At 64.3% G+C, this 24,506-nt stretch carries 18 protein-coding genes; 11 read left to right on the top strand and 7 right to left on the bottom strand.

The annotated features are described in order from the left end of the window. Positions 1-167: 167 nt before the first annotated feature. On the top strand, positions 168-1,022 hold the full coding sequence (locus tag ETEE_RS16805) for a C40 family peptidase (protein WP_034163470.1): 855 nt from the start codon (positions 168-170) through the stop codon (positions 1,020-1,022). Positions 1,023-1,288: 266 nt separating this feature from the next. Beyond that, positions 1,289-1,867, top strand: a complete 579-nt coding sequence (sodB, locus tag ETEE_RS16800; RefSeq protein ID WP_034163471.1) for a superoxide dismutase [Fe] — start codon at positions 1,289-1,291, stop codon at positions 1,865-1,867. 62 nt (positions 1,868-1,929) lie between these two features. Here sodB and cydH read toward each other — a convergent pair whose 3' ends face one another. Further along, positions 1,930-2,019, bottom strand: coding sequence for a cytochrome bd-I oxidase subunit CydH (gene cydH / locus ETEE_RS21070; RefSeq protein WP_095666566.1), 90 nt, complete (start codon positions 2,017-2,019; stop codon positions 1,930-1,932). Positions 2,020-2,373: 354 nt separating this feature from the next. Here cydH and purR point away from each other — a divergent pair, with 354 nt between their 5' ends. Genes purR through ETEE_RS16785 form a run of 3 tightly spaced genes read left to right on the top strand, consistent with a single transcriptional unit; the run spans position 2,374 to position 5,636 of the window. Next, positions 2,374-3,399, top strand: coding sequence for an HTH-type transcriptional repressor PurR (purR, locus tag ETEE_RS16795; protein ID WP_034163472.1), 1,026 nt, complete (start codon positions 2,374-2,376; stop codon positions 3,397-3,399). Between the two features lie 4 nt (positions 3,400-3,403). Then, positions 3,404-5,026 carry an ABC transporter permease family protein gene (locus ETEE_RS16790; RefSeq protein WP_034163473.1) on the top strand — a complete coding sequence of 541 codons (1,623 nt, stop codon included), beginning with the start codon at positions 3,404-3,406 and terminating at the stop codon, positions 5,024-5,026. After that, on the top strand, positions 5,013-5,636 hold the full coding sequence (locus tag ETEE_RS16785) for an ATP-binding cassette domain-containing protein (protein ID WP_034163474.1): 624 nt from the start codon (positions 5,013-5,015) through the stop codon (positions 5,634-5,636). Before ETEE_RS16790 ends, ETEE_RS16785 begins: the two co-directional genes overlap by 14 nt. On the opposite strand, the gene punR is transcribed toward ETEE_RS16785, so the two are convergent. Further along, on the bottom strand, positions 5,617-6,531 hold the full coding sequence (gene punR, locus ETEE_RS16780) for a DNA-binding transcriptional activator PunR (protein WP_034163475.1): 915 nt from the start codon (positions 6,529-6,531) through the stop codon (positions 5,617-5,619). The genes ETEE_RS16785 and punR overlap by 20 nt on opposite strands. A gap of 139 nt (positions 6,532-6,670) precedes the next feature. On the opposite strand from punR, the gene punC reads away from it, so the two are divergent. Both punC and cfa read left to right on the top strand, forming a co-directional pair. Then, positions 6,671-7,885, top strand: a complete 1,215-nt coding sequence (gene punC, locus ETEE_RS16775; RefSeq protein ID WP_034163476.1) for a purine nucleoside transporter PunC — start codon at positions 6,671-6,673, stop codon at positions 7,883-7,885. A gap of 209 nt (positions 7,886-8,094) precedes the next feature. Then, on the top strand, positions 8,095-9,246 hold the full coding sequence (gene cfa, locus ETEE_RS16770) for a cyclopropane fatty acyl phospholipid synthase (protein ID WP_034163477.1): 1,152 nt from the start codon (positions 8,095-8,097) through the stop codon (positions 9,244-9,246). Between the two features lie 52 nt (positions 9,247-9,298). Here cfa and ETEE_RS16765 read toward each other — a convergent pair whose 3' ends face one another. The 4 genes from ETEE_RS16765 to ETEE_RS16750 all read right to left on the bottom strand — a co-directional run bounded on the left by ETEE_RS16765 (position 9,299) and on the right by ETEE_RS16750 (position 15,623). After that, entirely contained in the window at positions 9,299-12,463 is a 3,165-nt protein-coding gene (locus tag ETEE_RS16765) for a CusA/CzcA family heavy metal efflux RND transporter (protein ID WP_034163478.1), read from the bottom strand. Next, a complete protein-coding gene (locus tag ETEE_RS16760) occupies positions 12,456-13,763 on the bottom strand; it encodes an efflux RND transporter periplasmic adaptor subunit (protein ID WP_034163498.1) in 1,308 nt (435 codons plus the stop codon). Before ETEE_RS16760 ends, ETEE_RS16765 begins: the two co-directional genes overlap by 8 nt. 97 nt (positions 13,764-13,860) lie before the next feature. Further along, on the bottom strand, positions 13,861-14,208 hold the full coding sequence (locus ETEE_RS16755) for a copper-binding protein (protein ID WP_034163479.1): 348 nt from the start codon (positions 14,206-14,208) through the stop codon (positions 13,861-13,863). Positions 14,209-14,240: 32 nt separating this feature from the next. Next, the gene (locus ETEE_RS16750) at positions 14,241-15,623 is read right to left on the bottom strand and encodes a Cu(I)/Ag(I) efflux RND transporter outer membrane protein (protein ID WP_034163480.1); all 1,383 of its coding nucleotides are present in this window, start codon (positions 15,621-15,623) and stop codon (positions 14,241-14,243) included. A gap of 194 nt (positions 15,624-15,817) precedes the next feature. Between ETEE_RS16750 and ETEE_RS16745 the strand changes: the two genes are divergently transcribed. From ETEE_RS16745 to ETEE_RS16735, 3 genes are all read left to right on the top strand, one after another. Further along, positions 15,818-16,501 (top strand): copper/silver response regulator transcription factor, encoded by a 684-nt coding sequence (locus ETEE_RS16745; protein WP_034163481.1) that lies wholly within the window; start codon positions 15,818-15,820, stop codon positions 16,499-16,501. Further along, positions 16,491-17,969: a Cu(+)/Ag(+) sensor histidine kinase gene (locus ETEE_RS16740; RefSeq protein ID WP_034163482.1), complete on the top strand. Its 1,479-nt coding sequence runs from the start codon at positions 16,491-16,493 to the stop codon at positions 17,967-17,969. Before ETEE_RS16745 ends, ETEE_RS16740 begins: the two co-directional genes overlap by 11 nt. Positions 17,970-18,193: 224 nt before the next feature. Further along, positions 18,194-18,466 (top strand): hypothetical protein, encoded by a 273-nt coding sequence (locus ETEE_RS16735; RefSeq protein ID WP_034163483.1) that lies wholly within the window; start codon positions 18,194-18,196, stop codon positions 18,464-18,466. 38 nt (positions 18,467-18,504) lie between these two features. Here ETEE_RS16735 and putP read toward each other — a convergent pair whose 3' ends face one another. After that, complete coding sequence (gene putP / locus ETEE_RS16730; protein ID WP_071844164.1) at positions 18,505-20,019, bottom strand: sodium/proline symporter PutP; 1,515 nt, start codon at positions 20,017-20,019, stop codon at positions 18,505-18,507. Between the two features lie 524 nt (positions 20,020-20,543). Here putP and putA point away from each other — a divergent pair. Next, entirely contained in the window at positions 20,544-24,470 is a 3,927-nt protein-coding gene (gene putA / locus ETEE_RS16725; protein WP_034163485.1) for a trifunctional transcriptional regulator/proline dehydrogenase/L-glutamate gamma-semialdehyde dehydrogenase, read from the top strand. Positions 24,471-24,506 lie beyond the last annotated feature (36 nt).

Raw genomic sequence — 24,506 nt, 5'->3', positions numbered from 1 at the left:
GTAATCTCACTGTAAAAAAGCCCTCTCTGTCGCTAAATCAGACAATTGAAATATTTACTCACAATTAGACGCGAATACGTAAACATCAGTACTGTTATGTTCAGCATATTTTAATTAATACTGTTTCAGCGTTTTTATTTTAGTTTTTAGCCTGGAAGCGACTGATCATGCGTCTATTCGTTGCGCTCTTTGTATTGCTGTTTACCCAATGGTTTACCACCTCAGCGACTGCGTCACCGGCACACAAAGTCATCGCCGATCAGCGAAAAGCCACGGCTGGCCACAGCCAGAGCGGCGAGCGTAAAAAACGCAGGGCAGACGCCGGGGCGCAGAAGAGCCGCAGCGCGGCGTCTCATCTCCCCGCCCGGGAGAAGCGCGCGGCGCACACTCCCCACCGCACGGCGGCTGCGCCGCAGCACGCCGCCGCCGAGCACAGGGCAAAAGCGCGCCACCGCGGCGAGAAACCCCTTGCGCGGCACGCAAGCGCACAGGCGGCGTCGCACCGGGGCAAAAAAGCCTATGGCCGCCCCTCGGCCCTTAAGACGGCCCGCCACGCAGCCGGCCGCCATGAGGATAGCCAGCCGATCCACATGAGTCCGCTGCACAAGAAGCGCTATCAGCACGCCAAACAGACGGCGATGAATAAGCTGATGCGTCAGATAGGTAAACCCTACCGCTGGGGCGGCACCTCTCCCCATACCGGCTTTGACTGCAGCGGCCTTATCTATTACGCCTACCAGGATCTGCTGAACATCAAAATGCCGCGCACCGCTAACGAGATGTACCACCTGCGCGACGCCGCGCCGGTCAAGCGCGCCGAGCTGCAGCGCGGCGATCTGGTGTTCTTTCAGATCCACGGGCGCGGCGCCGCCGATCACGTCGGCGTCTATCTGGGCAACGGCAAATTTATTCAGTCTCCGCGCACCGGCGAGGAGATTCGCGTCAGCTATCTGGGCGATGACTACTGGCAGGATCACTACCTGGGCGCCCGCCGCGTCATGACCCCGAAAACCATCCGCTAACGCTCTCGCCACGGCATCTCCCCCCGCGGTGGCCCCCCGACACCCGGCTTCCACGCGCCGTTTTCACCGCGTGTCTGCTGCACATTTCGCCACTCAGTCAGCTAAAATACACCTGCCCCCTGTCTTTCACGGCAAAACTTGCTAGAATCACAAACCATAACAAGCGGACAACAAGATTTTTTCATTTTTGTCTAACCGCCGGCGGCGTCTTACGTGCGTTGCTTACGGATTAACCGTCTTGCCACAGAAGCATTAAGGAGAGAGCTATGTCATTTGAATTACCTGCATTACCGTACGCCATGAATGCGCTGGAACCGCATATCTCCGCCGAAACGCTGGAATACCACTACGGTAAGCACCACAACGCCTATGTGGTCAACCTGAATAATCTGATCAAAGGCACGGAGTTCGCAGGGAAATCGCTGGAAGAGATCGTGAAGAGCGCCTCCGGCGGTATCTTTAACAACGCCGCTCAGGTGTGGAACCACACCTTCTACTGGCACTGTCTCTCCCCGAACGGCGGCGGCGAGCCGCGCGGCGCCCTGGCTGACGCCATCAACGCCGCCTTCGGCTCATTTGCCGCGTTCAAAGACGCGTTGACCAAGTCTGCCGTCGGCAACTTCGGCTCCGGCTGGACCTGGCTGGTGAAAAAGGCGGACGGCACCCTGGCCATCGTCAACACCGCTAACGCCGCGACCCCGCTGACCGGCGACGACAAGCCGCTGCTGACCGTGGACGTATGGGAGCACGCCTACTACATCGACTACCGTAACGCTCGCCCGGTGTACCTGGAAAACTTCTGGGCGCTGGTAAACTGGGAGTTCGTCGCCCAGAATCTGGCGTAACCGGCCGCAGAGATAAAAAAGGCGCTCACCGAGCGCCTTTTTTATTTATGCCGCCCGCTGACTTAGTGCAGTGCGGCGATCAGGCTGGCCACGACGATCAGCGCCAGCGCCACCACCGTTGTTACCAGAGAATACTTCAGATCGTTTTCCATCCTGACACCTCATGTTTTACGTTCCGGATCAATTTTTACTGACTTGAAAGTTCGCACAAAACCCGTGTTAAATCATTTTTACATAAATCACATCTTAAAACACGCAGAAAATCTTATGATTACATCCTGCGCAAATCGCCAATTAGTGCTTCCCCTTTTGCCTGAGATCAGACAGAATTTGCGGTTTACTGCCGCGTGCCGACGCTATAATTCTAAACAAGAAATGGCAAACGTCACCCTATTGCGCAAACGCGCCGGCGCCGAGCCGCGCTGTCAGGCGTATTTTCCGATGCACGCAGGCAAACGATTAACAAAACGGCGACGCAGCGCGTACGCCCAGGAGTCATTTGTTTCATGGCAACGATTAAAGATGTGGCAAAGCGCGCAGGCGTATCGACCACCACGGTGTCTCACGTCATCAATAAAACCCGCTTTGTCGCCGACGAGACCAAAGCCGCCGTCTGGGAGGCCATTAAAGAACTACACTACTCCCCCAGCGCCGTTGCCCGCAGCCTGAAGGTCAACCACACCAAATCCATCGGCCTGCTGGCGACCTCCAGCGAGGCGCCGTACTTTGCCGAGGTCATCGAATCGGTAGAGAATAGCTGCTACAGCCAAGGCTATACCCTGATCCTGTGTAACTCCCACAATAATCTGGAGAAGCAGAAAGCCTACCTGGCCATGCTGGCGCAGAAACGCGTCGACGGCCTGCTGGTGATGTGCTCCGAATACCCGGAAAACCTGCTGGAGATCCTGGAGGACTACCGCCACATCCCGATGGTGGTCATGGACTGGGGAACCCGTCGCAGCGACTTTACCGACGCTATCCAGGACAACGCCTTCGAGGGAGGCTATCTGGCCGGCCGTTACCTGATCGAGCGTGGCCACCGCGACATTGGCGCCATCACCGGCCCGGTATCGCGCAACACCGGCGGCGGTCGACTGCGCGGCTTCCTCAAGGCGCTGCAGGAGGCCAATATCACGCCGCAGGAGTCATGGCTGGTCGAAGGCGACTTCGAGCCGGAGTCCGGCTATGCGGCGATGCAAAACATTCTGGCGCAGAAACAGCGTCCGACGGCGGTGTTTGTCGGCGGCGACATCATGGCGATGGGCGCCATTTGCGCAGCGGATGAGATGGGACTGCGCGTACCGCAGGATATCTCCGTCATCGGCTACGATAACGTGCGCAACGCCCGCTACTTTACCCCGGCGCTGACCACCATTCATCAGCCCAAGGAGCGCCTTGGCGCCATGGCGTTCGACATGCTGCTCGATCGCATTACCAGCAAGCGCGAGGACGCCCAAACCATCGAAGTACATCCTAAGCTGGTTGAGCGCCGCTCCGTGGCCGACGGACCGTTCATCGACTACCGCCGCTAAGCGCGTGTCTCGGCTAGTCCTGTTTCCCGCGCTGGTGCTGCTGTCCGGCGCGCTGCCGCTGGCGGCGATGGTCCCGGCAACCCTACTGCCGCTGACCGGACAGGATGCAGGACAGGCGCTGCAGCGACTGCTGCAGTGGCCCGCGCTCGGTCACAGCCTCGGTCTGTCGCTGTGGATAGCGCTGGGGGCCAGCGCCGGAGCCCTGCTGCTGGCGCTGGCGCTGGCCGGGTTCACCCTGCGGCGTCAGCGTCAGCATGCGCTGGCGCCGGCGCTGCTGTTGGCGGCCCCCCACATCGCCCTGGCCACCGGCCTGCTGATGCTGCTGGCGCCAACCGGCCTGCTGTGGCGCCTGATGGCGCCGCTGTTTGGCTGGCAGCAGCCGCCCGACCTGCCGCTTCCCAACGATCCCTACGGCCTGAGCCTCTCGCTGCTCCTGCTGTTAAAAGAGACCCCCTTTTTCTATTTGCTTACCCTGAATCTGGCCGCCCGCTGCGCGGCGCCGCGGCAGCTGCGTATCGGCGCCGCGCTGGGCTATCCCCCGGCGCAGGGCTGGTGGCGTATCGTGGTTCCGCAGCTGCTGCCGGGGCTACGCCTGCCCATGTTCTGCGTCCTGGCCTTTGCCCTGTCGGCGCTGGATCTGGCGCAGTTGCTCGGTCCGCAGCGGCCGCTGCTGTTTGCGCAGCTGCTGTGGCAGTGGATTGCCGACGGTGGGCAGACGGCGCTAGCGGCCCTCGGGGCGCTGCTGCTGATGCTCTTAAACGCGCTGGCGCTGCTGCTCTGGTATGGCATAGAGCGCCTGTGGGTCGCCGTGGGCCGCCGGCCCCCGCGACGACGCGTCGCCCTCGGCGGGTCAGCGGCCTATGCCGCCTTTTGGCCCCTGGCGCTGGCGCTGACCGCTGCGGCCTACCTGATGCTGGTGCTGATTTCGCTGGCCCAGCGCTGGCCCTTTGCGCAACGCTGGCCGCAGCAGTGGCGCTATGACAGCTGGCTGTACAGCCTCAGTGACTGGAGCGCCCCGCTGTGGCATACCCTGTGCATCGCGCTGGCGGTCAATCTGCTGGCGCTGATACTGGCGCTCGGCACGCTGGAGTGGTATGCCCTGAGACGGCGGGCCCCCGGTGCCTGGCTGCTGTTGCCGCTGCTGCTGCCGCAGATGGGGCTGATCTTCGGCCTGCAGTATTTCGCCGCCCGCAGCCAGCTGCTGGGCAGCTACCCGCTGGTTATCTATGGCCAGCTGTTGTTCGTCACCCCCTACTACCTGCTGACGCTGTCCGGCGCCTGGCTGCGTTTCGATACGCGTCAGATCCGGGTAGCGCTGGCGTTAGGTAAGACGCCCTGGCAGGCCTTTTACCGGATTAAGCTGCCGCAGATGCTGCCGGCGCTGCGGCTGACGGTGGCCTTTGGCATCGCGGTCAGCGTCGGCATGTATCTGCCGACGCTGGGGCTGGGCGCCGGGCGGCTGCCGACCCTGGCCACGGAAACCGTCGCCTATGCCAGCGGCATCGATCGCCGCCTGGCCGCCATCGGCGCCCTGTGGCAAACCCTGCTACCGCTGCCGGCATTTTTGCTGGCGCTGTGGCTGCCGCGGCGCGGTATACGAGGAGCAACGTCGCATGACCACCCTTAATCTCCGCCAGCTGAGCGTCGAACTGGCCGGGCGTCCCCTGCTGGCACCGTTGACGCTGACGGTCGCGCCGGGGGAGATCGTCACGCTGATGGGCCCCAGCGGCTGCGGCAAATCCACCCTGCTGGCCGGGATCGGCGGCCATCTGCAGCCGCCGCTGGTCGCCCGCGGCGAAGTCTGGCTGGATCGGCGCAGCCTGAGCCGCGTGCCGCCCTGGCGGCGCGGGATCGGGCTGCTGTTTCAGGATGATGTTCTGTTCCCACACCTGACTGTGGCGCAGAATCTGCGTTTTGCCCTGCCGCCGGGGGTATCGGATGAGGCGGTGACGCGCGCGCTGCAGCAGGCGGAGCTGGCCGGACGGGGCGCCAGCTATCCCGCCGCCCTCTCAGGGGGGCAGCGCGCGCGCATCAGCGTACTGCGCACGCTGCTGGCCGCGCCCTCGGCCCTGCTGCTCGATGAGCCCTTCTCCCGCCTGGACGCCCCGCTGCGCCGCCGTTTTCGCCGCTGGGTCTACGGGCAGATCGCCGAACGCGCCATTCCCGCGATCCTAGTCACCCACGATCGCGCCGACGTTCCGCCCGACGGACGGATCGTCACGCTGGCTGCGGCATAAGCCACTCCTGATTCATGGTACGGGTATCGCCCAGATACTCCAGCAGCCACTCAAGGGCCGGCGAACGGCTGTGATCCTGCCAGGTCACACAGCAGGCGCTGTCGGGAAACGACTGGCACAGGCGCAGCGCATGCAGGCGCCCGGCGGCAATTAGCGGCTCGGCGGCGTGGGCCGGCATCAGGCCGACGCACAGCCCGGCCTCCAGACAGTCGATGGCGCACGGCCAGTCCGGCGCCACCAAGCGCCGCTGGTTATCGAGCAGCCAGGTATCCCGCTTGGGCAACGTCCGTGAGGTATCCTCGATGCTCAGCGCCGGAAAAGGGCGCAGGCGGTCGTCGTCCACCTCGCCGTCAAACGCGGCCAGCGGGTGGTCGGGGCTGACCACGCAGCGCCAGCGCAGAAAGCCCATATCGCGGAAGGCGTAGCGCCCGCCGGCGGGTACCGCCCGCGTCGCGCCGATCGCCACCTCAACCCGCCCGTTGATCAGCGCGTCCCACACGCCGTTGAACACCTCGCTGTGGATCATCAGCTCCATATCGGGGAAGTGACGGTAAAAGTCCACTACTAGCTGCTGGCAACGCTGCGGACGGACGATGCGATCCACCGCGACATGGAACTGACCGCGCCAGCCGTTGGCGACCTGCTGACACTGGCGCCGAGTGGCATTCATTTTTTTGATAATACTGCGGGCCTCATCGACAAAAAACGCCCCGGCCTCGGTCAACTCAACGTCACGGTGACGTCGTTCAAACAGCGGTACCGCCAGCCAGTTCTCCAGCTGACGTACGGTATAGCTAACGGCAGAGGGCACCCTATGCAGCTCCTGCGCCGCCGCGCTGAAGCTCCCGGTGCGGGCAACCGCATCCACCACCTCCAGCGAATATTCTGACCACATGTTCAGCCCCTCAATATTATGCTTTCAAAAATTTTCATCCATCATGCCAAATAATAGCGTTTCACAACGCTGACGTCAGCCCATAAACTCTCACCCGTCACATTCTCCGCCTGCAACATATTCATAACGAGTCAAAATAATGAGAAGTAAATCAGGTTTTATGATCTATCTGGCTGGCCTCAGTATGCTGGGGTACCTGGCCACCGATATGTATCTGCCCGCCTTTGGCGCCATGCGCCACGACCTGGGCGCCTCCGCTGGCGCCATCAGCGCCAGCCTGAGCATCTTTCTGGCCGGCTTTGCCTTTGCGCAGCTGCTGTGGGGACCGCTCTCCGATCGCATCGGACGCAAACCGGTTCTGCTGTTAGGGCTGGGCATGTTCGCCCTGGCCTGCCTGGGGATGCTGTGGGTCGGCAATACCACCCAGCTGCTGATCCTGCGCTTCGTGCAGGCCGTCGGGGTCTGCTCCGCGGCGGTCACCTGGCAGGCTTTGGTTATCGATCGCTACAGCAAAGGGGTCGCCAACCGCGTCTTCGCCACGGTCATGCCGCTGGTCGCCCTGTCGCCGGCGCTGGCGCCGCTGCTCGGCGCCTGGCTGCTCAACCACTTTGAATGGCAGGCTATCTTCGCCGTGCTGTTCGCCATCACTCTGCTGCTGATGATCCCGACCCTGTGTCTGCAGGAGCACCGGGCGGCGGCTAACCGTCAGGCGCCGCGCATCGGTTTCCTGCGCCTGATGCGCTCTAATGTCTTCAGCGGCAACGTGCTGATCTACGCCGCCTGCTCCGCCGGCTTCTTCGCCTGGCTGACCGGCTCGCCGTTTATTCTGGGCGAGATGGGCTATAGCCCGAACGATATCGGCCTGAGCTATGTACCGCAGACCATCGCCTTCCTGCTGGGCGGATACGGCTGCCGGGCGCTGCTGAGCCGCATCGGCGGTACCCTGCTGCTGCCGTGGCTGCTGGTGATCTACTCGCTGAGCATGCTGGCGATGCTGGTGATGGCCCTCAGCTACCAGCCCGGCCTGCTAGCGCTGCTGGTCCCGTTCTGCGTCATGGCGATGATGAACGGCGCTATCTATCCTATCGTGGTGGCCAGCGCCCTGACGCCCTTCCCGAACAACAGCGGCAAAGCGGCGGCGCTGCAGAACACGCTGCAGCTGGGCGTCTGCTTCCTGGCCAGCCTGCTGGTGTCGGCGCTGATCCACATGCCGCTGCTGGCGACCTCCGCCATCATGGCCGGCACCATTCCGCTGGTTGCGCTGGGGTATTGGCTTAAAAGTGACAGCGTCACAACTATGCTGGAAAAACGCCGCGAACAGCAGCGCGGTCAGCACGCCCTCTCCCGCCGCTGATTTCCACGCCGACGCGCTGGGTCTCCCGGCGCGTCTGGCAATGTCTCCTCCCCGCCTTGAGCCTCTTTTCCCTCCGGCCTATACTGAACAGAATGTGACCAGCCTTGCGTTTTACGCAGCAGGCCGTGGACAGCAACAGCCCTCCGCTCGCTGAAAAGCCGGCGACGCCATCAGGCTGACCGTCCATCCGATTTGGCGAGGGAGCAACGATGAGCGCATCATGTGTAGAAGAGATCAGCGAACAGAATGACACCTGGCAACGCATCGCCAGCGAGATGCTGGGCCGGGCCGGGATCACACTCAACGGTGAGCGGCCCTATGATATCCAGGTTATCCATCCGCATTTTTACCGCCGTGTACTGCAGCAGGGGTCGCTGGGGCTCGGCGAAAGCTATATGGATGGCTGGTGGCAATGCGAACGACTAGATATCTTCTTTCATAAGGTATTGCGCGCCGGCTTGGAGCGTCAGCTACCGCACCATTGGCGCGACACCCTGCGCGTCGCCGGCGCCCGCCTGACCAACCTGCAGTCTCGCCGCCGCGCCTGGACGGTGGGGCGCGAACACTACGATCTGGGCAACGACCTCTTCAGCCAGATGCTTGATCCCGAGATGCAGTACTCCTGCGCCTATTGGAAGCAGGCCGAGAGCCTGGAGCAGGCACAGCGGGATAAGCTGCGTTTGATCTGTGAGAAACTTCAGCTGCGTCCCGGCATGGCCCTGCTGGACATCGGCTGTGGCTGGGGGGGGCTGGCCGCCTACGCCGCCCGCCACTACGGGGTGCGGGTCGATGGGGTGACCATCTCGGCCGAACAGCAGAAGCTGGCCGCCGCACGCTGCCACGGGTTGGATGTACGCATCCTGTTGCAGGACTACCGCGATCTGAACGCGCGCTACGATCGTATCGTCTCCGTCGGCATGTTCGAACACGTCGGACCAAAGAACTATGCCACCTATTTCGCCGTCGCACGGCGCAATCTCAAGGATGACGGGCTGTTCCTGCTGCATACCATCGGCGCCAACCGCACCACGCCGGATGTCGACCCCTGGATCAATAAGTATATCTTCCCCAACGGCTGTCTCCCCTCGCTACGCCACATCGCCCGGGCCAGTGAGCCGCTCTTTGTGATGGAGGACTGGCATAACATCGGCGCCGACTACGACCGTACCTTGATGGCCTGGCAACAGCGCTTCCTCGCTGCCTGGCCGGCGCTGCAGCAACGCTACTCCGAACGCTTCTTCCGCATGTTCAACTACTATCTGTGTGCCTGCGCCGGGGCGTTCCGCGCTCGCGATATCCAACTCTGGCAGGTTCTGTTCTCCCCACAGGGGATCGCTGGAGGAATACGCGCCGCGCGCTAGGGAAAGGGATGCGCCAAGCGGGCGGCATGCTCAAGGCGTGCCGCCCGTTTTTCTACGCTGAAGTGTCCGTCCGGCGCGTAGCTCGGCGTTGGCGATGCAGCCAGATCAGCTTATAGGCCGCCGGGATGATAAACAGCGACAGCAGCGGCGCAGTGATCATCCCGCCGATCATCGGTGCGGCGATGCGGCTCATCACCTCCGAGCCGGCGCCCGTTCCCCACAGAATCGGCAGCAGACCGGCGATGATCACCGCCACGGTCATCGCCTTGGGGCGCACCCGCAGCACCGCGCCGTGATACAGCGCCTCATCCAGCGCGGCCGGGGTAAAGCGCTCAGCGTGGCTCAGCGCCGGATCCTGCTCGATGGCCTGGCGCAGGTACATCAGCATCACCACGCCAAACTCGGCGGCCACGCCGGCCAGGGCGATAAAGCCGGTGCCGGTGGCGACCGACAGATGGAACCCCTGCCAGTAGAGAAACCAGATGCCACCCACCAGGGCGAAGGGCAGACTCATCAGGATCAGCAGCGCCTCTTCTACTCGCCGGAAGGCCAGGTAGAGCAGCACGAAGATGATCACCAGCGTCATCGGCACCATCAGCATCAGCTTGCGGTTGGCATGCTCCAGCAGCTCGAACTGGCCGGAGAAGCTGACGCTGGTGCCCGGCGCCAGGGTGACCTCGCGCTGGATCGCCGTCTTCAGATCTTCGACCACCGACACCATATCGCGCCCGCGGGCATCGATATAGATCCAGCTGGCCGGGCGCGCATTCTCCGTCTTCAGCATCGATGGCCCAGAGACCACGCGCACCTCGGCCACATCGCCCAGGGTGATCTGTTGATTGAGCGGCGTCAGGATCGGCAGCCGGCGCAGCGCCTCGGGCGAATCCCGCCAGCTCTGGGGATAGCGCAGCGCAATCGGATAGCGCGCTACCCCTTCGACGGTCTCCCCCACCATCGCCCCGCCGATGGCCGATGAGACGAACAGCTGCACATCGGCGACCGTCATCCCGTAGCGGGCGGCCCGCTGGCGCTGGATCTGAATATCGAGGTAGCGCCCCCCCTCCAGGCGCTCCGCCAGCGCCGAAACCACCCCGGGTACCCCCTTAGCCACCGCCTCAATACGCTGGGCCGTGACGTCGATGTCGCCCAGCACGGTACCCGACACCTTGATGCCGATCGGGCTCTTGATGCCGGTCGAGAGCATGTCGATACGGTTGCGGATCGGCGGAACCCACAGGTTAGCCAGCCCCGGCAGACGCACCGTGGCGTCGAGTTCGGCGATGATCTTGTCCATCGTCATTCCCGGACGCCACTGATCCTGCGGCTTCAGCTGAATGGTGGTCTCGATCATCTCCAGCGGCGCCGAGTCGGTCGCGCTCTCCGCCTTCCCGCTCTTACCAAAGACGCTGGCCACCTCCGGCACCTGCCTGATCAGTTTGTCCGTGGTCTGTAGCAGCTGCGCCGCCTGAGCCGGCGAAATCCCCGGCAGCGTCGAGGGCATGTACAGCAGATCGCCCTCGTTGATGTTCGGCAAAAACTCGCCGCCGAGGCGCTCCAACGGCCAGATCACCGTCACTATCGACAGCGCCGCCGCCAGCAGGGTGAGCCGCGGCCAGCGCAGCACGGCGAGCAACAGCGGATGATAGATCCTGATCAGAAAACGATTCAGGGGATTGCGGCTCTCCGGCGGGATGTCGCCCCGGATCCAGAACCCCATCAGGATCGGAATGACGACGATCGCCAGCGCCGCCGCGCCGGCCATGGCATAGGTCTTGGTGAAGGCCAGCGGGCCGAACAGCCGCCCCTCCTGCCCTTCCAGAGTGAAGATCGGGATGAAGGAGAGCGTGATGATCAGCAGGCTGATAAACAGCGCCGGCCCCACCTCGACCGCGGCATCCGTGATCACCCGCCAGCGCGTCGCGTTGTCGATAGGGCTGTCGGGATGACGATGCGCCCACTCCTCCAGGCGCTTATGGGCGTTCTCGATCATCACGATCGCCGCATCGACCATCGCCCCCACCGCAATGGCGATCCCCCCCAGCGACATGATATTGGCGTTCAGCCCCTGGTAGCGCATGATGATAAAGGCGATGCACAGCCCCAGCGGCAGGGAGACGATAGCCACCAGCGCCGAGCGCACATGCCACAGGAACAGGGCACAGACCAGCGCCACCACGATAAACTCCTCGATAAGCTTGGCGCTAAGGTTGTCGATGGCCCGATCGATCAGCTGGCTGCGGTCATAGGTTGTCACCACCTCCACCCCCGGCGGCAGACTGCCCTGCAGCGCGGCCAGCTTCGCCTTCACCGCCGAGATCACCTGGCGCGCGTTCTCGCCCGAGCGCAGGATCACCACCCCGCCGGCCACCTCGCCCTCGCCGTTCAGCTCGGCGATCCCCCTGCGCATCTCCGGCCCGATCTGGACCCGCGCGACGTCCTGCAGATAGACCGGTACGCCATCCTGGCCGCTCTTCAGAACGATGTGGTTAAAATCGTCGAGGGTGCGCAGATAGCCGCTGGCGCGCACCATATACTCCGCCTCGGCCAGCTCCAGCGACGCGCCGCCCGCCTCCTGATTGGATGCCCCGACGGCCTGCTTCACCGCCGCCAGGCTGATGCCATACTGCGCCAGCTTCAGCGGATCGACCTGGATCTGATACTGCTTCACCACCCCGCCGACCGAGGCAACCTCGGCGACGTTGGGGATGGTCTTCAGCTCATACTTCAGGAACCAGTCCTGCAGCGAGCGCAGCTCGGCCAGGTCGTGTCGCCCGCTCTTATCCAGCAGCGCATACTCGAAGATCCAGCCGACCCCGGTGGCATCGGGGCCGATCTCCGCGCTGACGCCCGCCGGCAGCTTACCCTGCACCTGATTCAGGTACTCCAGTACCCGCGAGCGCGCCCAATAGAGGTCGGTGCCATCGGCGAAGATCACATAGACGTAGGAGGTGCCGAACTGGGAGAAGCCGCGCACCGTCTTGGCCCCCGGCACCGACAGCATGGTGGTGGTCAATGGATAGGTGACCTGATCCTCCACCAGCTGCGGGGCCTGCCCCGGGTAGCTGGTCTTGATGATCACCTGGACGTCGGAGAGGTCGGGCAGCGCATCCACCGGCGTGTTGGCGATGGTCCAGGCGCCCCAGATACCGAGGAACAGGACGCCCATCATGACCAAGAAGCGGTTCGCCACCGCGCGTCGAATAATCCATTCAATCATGGCGCGCGTCTCCGTGTTCGGCGTGCGACGCGGAGGGAGCCGGTGCGCCAGGGGATGACGGCGCATCTCCCCCACCCGCCTGACGCATACGCGCCAGCGCGCCGCTGATACTGGCCTCCGAATCGATCAGGAACAGGCCGTTGACCACTACCGATTCCCCCTCCGTCAGCCCCGCGGCGATCCCCGCCTGCTGCTGCGCCTCCTGCGCCACCGCGACGCGCTTCGGCAGGAAGCGCCCGTCCTGCGTCACGGTGATCACATGCTGCTCGGCGCCGCTATCGACGATCGCCTGGGCGGGGATCAGCAGCAGCGGCCGGCTCTGCGTCTCAAGATGCAGCGTGGCGTTCATGCCGGGCTTCAGTCTGCCGTCGGGATTGGCCACCGCAAGGCGGATCTGCAGGGTGCGCGTCGCCGGATCGGCGCTGGGCAGCGTGCGCCAGTCGCGCACCGAGAAACGCTGCTGTGGATAGGCGGGCACCGTCAGCTCGAAGCGGCTATCCGCGTTCAGCTGCGCGGCCATCGCCTCCGGCAGCGCAGCGCTGACCCAGACTGGGTCGATACCCTGGATCTGCGCCACCGTCTTATCCTTGGAGAAGTTCATCCCGGCGCGCAGATCGAAGGCGGTAATCACCCCGTCGATCGGCGCGCGCAGGGTAAAGCGCGTCTGGATGCGCCGGGCGGTGCGCAGGCGCTGAATATCCTCCTCCGGCATCCCGCTCAGGCGCAGACGCTCCAGCACCCCTTGGCGCTGCGCCTCCTGGCCGCCCCCCGGCTGAGTCAGCAGCAGATATTCACTCTGCGCCTCGACCCAGGCCGGGATGGTGATATCGACCAGCGGGCTGCCGCGCGCGATCCGATCGCCGTTGGTCAACGGGTAGACCTTCTCGACAAACCCCTCCGCACGCGCCTGCACGATCGCGTATTGATACTCGTTAAAGCTGATGGTGGCGGGCAGCGTAAGTGCGTCGCGCAGCGTCCCCCGTCGCACCTCGGCCGTCTTCAGCCCCAGATTCTGCCGCTGGGCGGGATCGATGCGTACGCCGCCATCCTGCCCCTCCGCGCCGCCCTCGTCGGCGTATTTCGGCACCAGATCCATGTCCATAAAGGGGGATTTCCCCGGCTGGTCGAATTTGACATCGGGTTTCATCGGGTCATACCAGAACAGCACGCGGCGTTCGGCCGGCGCCGTGGCGGCTGACGATGTCAGATTCAGATAAGGATACAGGGCGACGGTGATCGCCCCCCCCAGAATGAGGCCGCCGGCAAGCGCCGCGGCATACTTTATATTTAGAGCGGGCATGACAATCCCCATTCGCGAGCCGGTCATTCACGACGGACGCAGAGTCGAACGGCCGGAGTCCCCTCGGGAACCTCCGGCATCAATAGCATCGCTGCGATCAGATGGCATGGATGGCGGTTAACCGTGAGATCGCGCCCTGCTGAACAAACGAGAAGGAGACCCGATCGCCGGCCTTTACTCCCGCGACCTGGCTCGCCTCATCGAAGGTAAAGCGCATGGTCATCGCCGGCCAGTCCAATTCGGGGATCGCCGGGTGACTGATGGTGATCTTATTACTCTGCAAATCAATCGCCTTCACCTCGCCGCGGGTCGTTACCTGTGGCGTCTGCACCTGATCGGCCGCCGCCGGCTGAGCGTGTTGATGGCCATTCTCCGCCGCCAGCGCTGGGACGCTGCCCGCCATGATGAAAGCCGTACATAAAGCCACTTTGATCGCTGTTTTCATACAATTCACTCCATTGGATTAAGGGTCAGTTGTTATGCCTGCCAACCGCCGCCCAGGGCGGCAAAAAGCGCTATCTCATTCGCCTGCTGGGCATAGCGCAGATCGAGTAGCGTCTGCTGGGTGGTAAATAACGCGCGTTCGGCGTCCAAGACCTCGAGATAACTCAGCGCACCGTGGGCGTATAGGCCGCGGGCGCGCCCTAAGGTCGCCTGCAGCGCGTCGAGATAGCGCTGCTGCGCCGTTAATTGATCGGCGAGGCTCCGGCGCGTGGAGAGGGCATCGTCCACCTCCTTAAACGCCGCCTGGATCCTATTTTCATAATTCACGATGGACTGCTGCTGGCGTAGTTCGGCGAGCTGCAGATTGGCGCGGTTACGCCCGCCGTTAAAGATCGGCAGGGTAACCTTGGGGACAAAGCTCCACATTCCACCGGCCGCGCTGAATAATCCGGCTAAATCGCTGCCGCTGGCGTTCAGTCCGCCGCTCAGCGAGATCGAGGGAAAGAATGCCGCCCGCGCCGCGCCGATATCGGCATCCGCCGCCCGCAGCTGATGCTCCGCCTCCATAATGTCGGGCCGCTGCAGCAGGATCGTCGATGGCAGCGGCACCGGTAGCGCGACTGGACCGACCGGGCTTTCCAGCCCGCGCAGATCGCGGGGGGCTCCGCCATAGACGCCGACGAGCCGCTGGATAGCATGGTTGGCCTGCGCCACCTCCCCCTCGCGCCGCGCCAGCGTCGCCTGGGTCGTATCGATCTGCCCGCGCGCCTGCTCCAGCGCCAGCAGGTTATTACTGCCGCTTTGCACCTGCCGTTCAATCAGGGTGTAGGATTGGCGGTAGCTCTGCAGCGTCTCTCGGGCGATACGTTGCTGGGCGTAGGCCAGCTGCTGGGTAAAATAGGCCTGGGCGACATTGGAGACCAACAGGATATGCACCGCACGCTGTGCCTGCTGGCTGGCGAGAAAGTTCTGCCGTTCCCGCTCGCTCATCGACTGGAGCCGACCGAACAGATCCAGCTCGACCCCCAGCGCGCCGCCCAGCTGATACTCTCGGCTGCTGGCGCCGCCCTGGAGCGGAGCGCGATAGTTCGCCTGCGAGGAAACATCGAGCTGGGGATAGCGGTCGGCCTGCTGCAGTGCCAGCTGGGCGCGCGCCAGACGCACATTGAGCACCGCCTGCCGCAGGTCACGGTTGTTACGCAGCGCCTCGTCGATCAGCTGTCTGGCCTGCGCATCGCGAAAAAACTGGCGCCAGCCCAGATCCCGGTCGTACGTCGCCGCCGTGGCGCCAGCCGCCGCCGCCGAGGAGAACTGCGCGCCTACCGGCAATGCCGGACGCTGATACTCTGGCGCCAGAGAGACGCATCCCGTCAGAGTCAATACCACGCTGACGCTTAATTGCTTTAACTTAACCATAACGCTGATAGCCCAAACATGCCGATGGGGGAGTGGCACCCATAAGGCCGCCAAAGGATAAGGCACCTTAACAAACCGATACGGTTTGCCCGGTGACAGCCAAATGACAAAGCTGTCATTTTCCCGTTCATCGATTGATCTCGCCCTCAACCCCTCTACAATGGCCGGGAGAGCATGAGATAACGGAGCACAGGGTGAAAATACTGATCGTCGAGGATGAGGTAAAAACCGGGAAATACCTGTGTAAGGGACTGACAGAGGCAGGATTTGTCGTCGATCTCGCCGACAACGGTTTGACGGGATACCACCTGGCGATGACCGCCAGCTATGATCTGATCATCCTCGATATTCTGCTGCCCGACGTCAACGGCTGGGACATCGTGCGCATGCTACGCAACGCCAACCAGGGGCTGCCGATCCTGCTGCTGAGCGCGCTGGGCACCATCGAACAACGGGTAAAGGGGCTGGAGCTCGGCGCCGACGACTACCTGGTCAAGCCCTTCGCCTTCGCCGAGCTCTTAGCGCGGGTGAAAACCCTGCTGCGCCGCGGCAGCACCCACATTCCCGAGAGCCAGCTGCACGTGGCCGATCTCACCCTGGATCTTCTCTCCAGAAAGGTGACCCGCGGCGCTAAGCGCATCACGCTAACGGGCAAGGAGTTCACCCTGCTGACGTTCTTTATCCGCCACCAGGGCGAGGTGCTGCCCCGCTCCCTGATCGCCTCGCAGGTTTGGGACATGAACTTCGACAGCGACACCAACGCCATCGACGTGGCCGTGAAGCGGCTGCGGGCGAAGATCGACCTTGACTTCGAGCCCAAGCTCATCCAGACGGTGCGCGGCGTCGGCTACCTGCTCGAGGCGCCGGATGTGGGCTAAGCGCGTGCGGCGCCCCATCTCCCTGGCGGCCCGCCTGACCCTTACCATCTCGCTGGCGACCAGTCTCGCCTTTGTCGCGTTCACCTGGATCATGATCTACTCCGTCGAGCGCCATTTCGCCGAGCTGGACAACGGCACGCTCCAGCAGGTGCGCAGCAGCGTCCTGCGCGTCCTGCAAGAACCGCCCCGCCCCGGCATCCAGCGCCTCGATACGCTCAGCCGGGTGCTGGCCGGCTACCCGAACATCAGCGTCGCGCTGCGCGCCGGCGATCGGCACTTTCTCTATCGCTACCGCGCGGAGGCCGCCGCCGATCTCGACGCGGTCTGGCAGCTGCCGGAGCTGCAGCGCTATCTGCAAAGCGGTCAGGTCTTTCTCTGGCCAGACGGCCGCCACGCCGACGGCCCGCGCGAGGCGACGGATCGAAACGCCTACCGCCTCATCGCCAGCACGGTCTATCCGGCGGGCGATCCGCGCACCCCCTACACCCTGCTGATCGCCCTCTCCATCAATGTACACCTGCACTATCTTGAGCAGCTGAAGGCCAATCTGATGCTCTGCGCGGCCCTCATCAGCCTGCTGATCATTTTCATCGTGCTGCTCGCCATCTACAGCGGACACCGGCCGCTGCGCGATCTCAGCGGGAAGATCAAGGCCATCACCGCGGAGAATCTCGATACCCGCCTCGCCCCCGGCGCGGTGCCGATCGAGCTGCAGCAGTTGGTGCTCTCCTTCAACCAGATGCTCGCCCGCATCGAAGACGTCTTCACTCGGCAGGCAAACTTTTCTGCCGACATCGCCCACGAGATGCGCACCCCGATCACCAACCTGATCACCCAGAGCGAAATCGTACTGAGTCAGCCCCGCACGCAGAACGAGCTGGAGGAGGTGATCTATTCGAACCTTGAAGAGTACCAGCGCATGGCGAAGATGGTGAACGACATGCTGTTTCTGGCGCAGGCGGACAGCCAGCGTCTTCGCCTCAGTCGCGTTCCCCTCGATCTGCGCCAGGAGACCCTCAAGGTGTTCGACTTCTTCGAGGCCTGGGCGGAGGAACGCCAAGTGACCCTGCGCGTTGACGGCGAGGGCCCCGCCGCCTGGGGCGATCCGTCAATGCTGCGACGGGTCATCAGCAATCTGCTATCCAACGCCATTCGCCATACCCCGGCGGGCCACAGCGTGACCGTGCGACTCAGCGGGACGGCCGATGAAGTGCGACTCTGCGTCGCCAATCCCGGCACGCCCATCGCGTCGCGTCACCTGGCGCGCCTATTCGACCGCTTCTATCGCGTCGACCCCGCGCGCCAGCGTAACGGCGAAGGGAGCGGCATCGGCCTGGCCATCGTCAAATCGATCATCGGCGCGCATCAGGGCCAGATCTGGGTTAGCTCGGATCCCGATGCCACCCGCTTTACCTTCTCCCTGCCTCGCGCCCCGGAAAGCGGGAACACCCCGGGCTGCAAAAAATAATAGATTAGTAATCAATACAATAAATCATTACGCGATCGTCATTCTCCCGTCACGCGCGGCTGCGGATCCCCCCGGTATACTGGTACGCATCGGAGGAGAGACGCCCGCGTAACGGCGCTCCATCCCCCGCGCGCCGGGGCGTTTTCCGACGCAACATTCCCCCCGTTCGCGTGACCGACGCCGCCGGCGTTGCACGCAGAGATTACCGATATGGAGTCATACCGATGAAAAGACTGATCTACACCGCCTTGCTCACCCTGGGCCTCAGCAGCGCAGCCCTGGCCGCCAGCGGGCAGGACAGCGCCCCACCGGCGGCGCCTCAGCGCCTCGCCTCAGCCCACGGCGCGACGGGACACGACAGCGCTCCTCTGGATAAGCATCAGCGGGCGATCATCGCCCACCGGGCCATGAACAACAGTAGCGCGGCCGCGCATCAGCAGATCATCCAGGGCCACCAAAGGATGCACGATGCCGAAACGCAGAGACGCGGCAAGTAGCGTCAGGGGGACTGGCGTCCGGCTCGCGGCGGGCGCCGTCACTCCACCTCCGGCCGCAGAGCGCGCGGCGGCGGGGAGCGATACTCGGCATCGGCGGCGGCGAAGCGCCGCTGCACCGCCGCCGAGGGTGCGCGATCCAGCAGGCTGACCACCAGGATGCCGACGCCGGCAAACAGGAAGCCCGGAATGATCTCATATAGGCCCAGCCAGGCGTACTGTTTCCAGACGATCACCGTGAGGGCGCCGATGGCCATCCCGGCCAACGCGCCGTTACGGGTCATCCGCGACCAGAGCACCGAGCCGATCACCACCGGACCGAAGGCGGCTCCGAAGCCGGCCCAGGCATAGCTCACCAGCCCCAGCACCCGGTTTTCCGGGTTGGACGCCAGCGCGATGGCGACCAGCGCCACCAGCAGCACCATCGCCCGTCCGACCCACACCAGCTCCCGCTGTCCGGCCTGCTTGCGCAGGAAGGCCTTATACAGATCCTCGGTAATCGCGCTGGAGCAGACCAACAGCTGGCAGCTGAGCGTCGACATCACCGCCGCCAGGATAGCGGACAGCAGGATCCCGGCAATCCACGGAGAAAACAGCAGCTGTGCCAGCGCGATGAAGACCCGCTCGGCGTTGCGATCCACCGCGCCGGCCAGCGCGGGATGGTTGCTAAAGTAGGCGATGCCGAAAAAGCCGACGGCGACCGCGCCAAGCAGGCAAAGGACCATCCAGGTCATGCTGATACGCCGGGCATTGACCAGGCTATAGTGCGAGTCGGCCGCCATAAAGCGCGCTAATATATGCGGCTGGCCAAAGTAGCCTAGCCCCCAGCCCATCAGCGAAAGGATGGCCACCAGATTGAGCCCCTTCAGCATATCGACGCTTTCGCTGCTCTTCTGCCTGATCACCTCCAGCGCGTCATCGAAACCGCCGACGGAGATCATCACCATCACCGGCGTCAGGATCAGGGCGAAGATCATCAGACTCGCCTGCACCGTGTCGGTCCAGCTGACCGCCAGGAAGCCGCCAATAAAGGTATAGATGATGGTCGCCGCCGCCCCGGCCCACAGCGCCGTCGAGTAGCTCATGCCGAAGGTGCTCTCAAACAGGCGGGCGCCAGCCACGATCCCAGAGGCGCAGTAGATGGTGAAAAATAGCAGGATCACCAGGGCGGAGATGATACGCAGCAATCGACTGTCATCAGCGAAGCGGGCGGTAAAGTAGTCCGGCAGGGTCAGGGCGTTATTGCTCGCCTCGGTGTGCACCCGCAGGCGTCCCGCCACCAGCCGCCAGTTTAGCCAGGCGCCCAGCGTCAGGCCGATGGCGATCCAGCTCTCCGAGATACCGGCGACGAACACCGCGCCGGGCAGGCCCATCAGCAGCCAGCCGCTCATGTCCGATGCCCCGGCCGACAGCGCAGTCACGAAGGGGCCGAGGCGGCGCCCACCGAGAATATAGTCATCGAAGCTGTTCGTCGATCGCCAGGCGAGGAAGCCGATTAGGATCATCCCCAGGATATAGATACAAAAGGTCACCAACATGGGCGTGCTCATTGTCATTGTCGCTCTCCCGAAAGTCTCGTCTGGCGCACCGGGCCGTCATGACGCCGCCGTCGAGGCCGCGCCGGCGAACGCGCCCGCCCAGCCGTTTCCGCCGCGGATTCAAATATCAACCATTAATTAACACATCATTTACATAAAACCCATGCGCGGCAGAGAGAAAATGAGCACAAACCGTGCTGGATCACATTAACACCGGTTGCACCCTTTCATTTTGAGATCATTCGCACGGAAACCTGGCGCAACCTGCTATCCATACTTTCTATAATGACATTAACGCCGGGGTAAATATCATTTTCAAACCTGTAGGCCACGTCGCATTTAACAAGGTTGCACAAAGTTGCAACATAATGGATATTTTTTGCAATGCGGCGCCGCCATGAAACGACGAGCGCCGGGATCCGACTGCGAATTCCCGCCGTCTGCCCCGTGCGACGGCCTATCCTTCGCGCTGCGGCGCTGCAGCGCCATCCCAAAGGCTGGCCTCACCCGCGCGACAGACAGAGCCAAAAGGAGTAAATGCGATGGCAACGACAACCATGGGGGTTAAGCTCGATGACGCCGCCCGCGAGCGTATCAAGGCGGCCGCCAGCCAGATTGACCGTACGCCGCACTGGCTGATCAAACAGGCCATCTTCAGCTATCTGGAGCGTCTGGAACAGGGCGAAACGCCGCCGGAGCTGGCGGCCGTCGTCGATCCCCCCGCGGTGGAGACGCCGCCGCCGCCGGAGGGACAGCCGCCCTTCCTGGCGTTCGCTGAACAGATTCTGCCGCAGTCGGTGCTGCGGGCCAATATCACCGCGGCCTACCGCCGCGCGGAGACAGAGGCTCTCCCGGCGCTGCTCGAACAGGCCCGCCTGCCCGCCCCCCTGGCCGAGCAGGCGTATCAGCTGGCCTACCGCCTGGCACAGCAGCTGCGCGGCCGGAAGAACGCCGGCGGACGAGCCGGGATGGTACAGAGCCTGCTGCAGGAGTTCGCCCTCTCCTCTCAGGAGGGCGTCGCGCTGATGTGCCTGGCCGAGGCGCTGCTGCGCATTCCCGATAAGGCCACCCGCGATGCGCTGATCCGCGACAAGATCAGCGGCGGAGACTGGCAGGCGCACCTCGGCCGCAGCGCCTCGCTGTTCGTCAACGCCGCCACCTGGGGGCTGCTGCTCACCGGCAGGCTGGTCGCGACCCACAGCGAGGCCCACCTCTCCCACGCGCTGAGCCGGATCATCGGCAAGCGCGGCGAACCGCTGATCCGCAAGGGGGTGGATATGGCGATGCGCCTGATGGGGGAGCAGTTCGTCACCGGTGAGACCATCGCCGAGGCGCTGGCCAACGCGCAGCGCCTGGAGGAGAAAGGCTTCAGCTACTCCTACGACATGCTGGGCGAGGCGGCGCTGACCGCCGCCGACGCGCAGGCCTACCTGCACTCCTACCAACAGGCGATCCACGCCATCGGCAAGGCCGCTAACGGACGCGGCATCTATGAGGGGCCGGGGATCTCGATCAAGCTCTCCGCCCTGCATCCGCGCTATAGCCGAGCCCAGTATGAACGCGTGATGGAAGAGCTGTATCCGACCCTCCGCGCCCTCACCCTGCTAGCGCGCCAGTACGACATCGGCATCAATATCGACGCCGAGGAGGCCGATCGCCTGGAGCTCTCCCTCGATCTGCTGGAAAGGCTGTGCCATGAGCCCGAGCTGGCCGGCTGGAACGGCATCGGCTTTGTGATCCAGGCCTACCAGAAGCGCTGTCCCTCGGTGATCGACTTCCTGATCGATCTCGCCGCCCGCAGCCAGCGCCGCCTGATGATCCGCCTGGTGAAGGGGGCCTACTGGGACAGCGAAATCAAGCGCGCCCAGGTCGAGGGGCTGGAGGGCTACCCGGTCTATACTCGCAAGATCTATACCGATGTCTCCTACCTGGCCTGCGCCAAGAGGCTACTGAGCGTGCCCAGCCTGATCTACCCGCAGTTCGCCACCCATAACGCCCATACGCTGGCGGCCATCTATCAGTTGGCCGGACAGAATTACTACCCGGGGCAGTATGAGTTCCAGTGCCTGCACGGCATGGGCGAGCCGCTATACCAGCAGGTGGTCGGCAAGGTCGCCGACGGCAAGCTCAATCGCCCCTGCCGCATCTATGCGCCGGTCGGCACCCATGAAACGCTGTTAGCCTACCTGGTGCGCCGTCTGCTGGAGAATGGCGCCAACACCTCCTTCGTCAATCGCATCGCCGACGCCAGCCTGCCGCTGGAAGCGCTGGTCGCCGACCCGGTCGCCGCCGTGGATACGCTGACGGCGCAGGAGGGGTGCCTTGGGCTCCCCCATCCGAAGATCCCGCTGCCGCGCGATCTGTATGCCCCGGGGCGCGCCAACGCCGCCGGACTGGATCTGAGCAATGAGCAGCGCCTGGCCTCCCTCTCCTGCGCCCTGTTGAACGACGCCCATCAGCGGCGGGTGGCGATACCGCTGCTGGAGCAGCCCTGCGCCGAAGGCGACCTGCGCGCCCTGCCTAATCCCGCCGAGCCGGGCGATATCGTCGGCTACACGCGCGACGCCAGCGAGCAGGAGGTCGCGCAGGCGTTGACGGATGCGCAGCGTAGCGCCCCCATCTGGGGGGCCACGCCGCCGCAGGCGCGTGCCGCCATCCTGGCGCGCGCCGCCACCCTGATGGAGCGCCAGATGCCGACGCTGATGGGGATTCTGATACGTGAGGCAGGCAAGACCTTTGCCAACGCCGTCGCCGAGGTGCGCGAAGCCGTCGACTTCCTGCGCTACTACGCCGAGCAGGTGCGCGTCAGCTTCGACAACGAGAGCCACCGTCCGCTGGGCTGCGTGGTCTGCATCAGCCCGTGGAACTTCCCGCTGGCCATCTTTACCGGCCAGATCGCCGCCGCGCTGGCCGCCGGCAACAGCGTACTCGCCAAGCCCGCCGAACAGACGCCGCTGATCGCCGCCCAGGCCATCGCTATCCTGCACGACGCCGGCGTCCCCCCCGGCGCCGTACAGCTGCTGCCGGGGCGCGGCGAAACCGTGGGCGCCCAACTGGTCAACGATAGCCGGGTGCGCGGCGTCATGTTTACCGGCTCGACGGAGGTCGCCAAACGGCTGCAGCGCGCCGTCGCCGATCGGCTCGATGCGCAGGGTCGGCCAACGCCGCTGATCGCCGAGACCGGGGGGCTCAACGCGATGATCGTCGACTCGTCGGCGCTGACCGAGCAGGTCGTAAGTGACGTTGTCACGTCAGCCTTCGACAGCGCCGGACAGCGCTGCTCCGCCCTGCGCCTCCTCTGCCTGCAGGAGGAGATCGCCGACCGGACCCTGACCATGCTGCGCGGCGCCATGGCGGAATACCGCCTGGGCAACCCGGAGCGGCTGGACTGCGACATCGGCCCAGTGATCGATAGCGAGGCCCAGAGCAATATCGAGCAGCATATCCTCGCCATGCGAGCCAAGGGATACCCGGTATTCCAGGCGGCGCACGCCCAGGACGACGCCCAGCGCCGCGCTCGGGGTCACTTTGTGCCGCCCACCCTGATCGAGCTGGACAGCCCCAATGCGCTGCAGAGGGAGATCTTTGGTCCGGTGCTGCACGTGGTGCGCTACCGCCGCGGGCAGCTGGATGCGCTGCTGGCCCAGATCAACGATTCCGGCTACGGCCTGACCCTCGGGGTACATTCGCGCATCGACGAAACCATCGCCCGCATCGCCGAGCGCGCCCACGTCGGCAATATCTACGTTAACCGCAATATCGTCGGCGCCGTCGTCGGCGTACAGCCCTTCGGCGGTGAGGGGCTCTCCGGCACCGGCCCGAAGGCCGGCGGCCCGCTCTATCTCTACCGCCTGCTGGCCCGCAGTCCGGAAAATGCGCTGACGCTGAGCACCGACGCCGCTCAGCGTCAGCCGTACGACGCCGCCTCGCCGCTGCAGGCCCTGAATGACTGGGCCATCGATCGCCCGGCGCTCCAGATCCTGTGCCAGCGCTACGCCAGCCTGTGCCCCGCCGCCGTCCCGCGCCCGCTGGGAGGGCCGACCGGTGAGCGCAACACCCTGCGCCTTGTCCCGCGCGAGCGGGTGCTGTGCGTGGCGGAGAGCGAGGACGATGCGCTGATCCAGCTGGCGGCGGCCGTGGCGGTCGGCTGCCGCGTCCTGTGGCCCGATACCCCGCGACACCGCGCGCTGCACAAAGCGCTGCCAGCGACGGTCGCGGCGCGCATCACGCTGAGCCCGGCGGATAGCCTGATGGCGCTGGAGTTCGACGCGGCGATCTACCATGGCGACAGCGATCGACTGCGCCTCCTCGGCGGGCAGATTGCCGCCCGCCGCGGCGCCATCGTCCCCCTGCAGGGCCTGGCGCCCGGCGACACACGGCTGCGTCTGGAGCTGTTGGTCCACGAGCGCGCGCTGAGCGTGAATACCGCGGCAGCCGGCGGCAACGCCAGTCTGATGACCCTGGGCTAACCCCGCCTCGCGCCCCTTCTCGGGGCGCCCCTTCAC

The organism is Edwardsiella anguillarum ET080813 (assembly GCF_000264765.2).
In the GTDB taxonomy this organism is placed as follows: Bacteria; Pseudomonadota; Gammaproteobacteria; order Enterobacterales; family Enterobacteriaceae; genus Edwardsiella; species Edwardsiella anguillarum.
The sequence above is the reverse complement of the archived record's forward strand: the minus strand, read 5'-3'. Positions and strand labels throughout refer to the sequence as shown.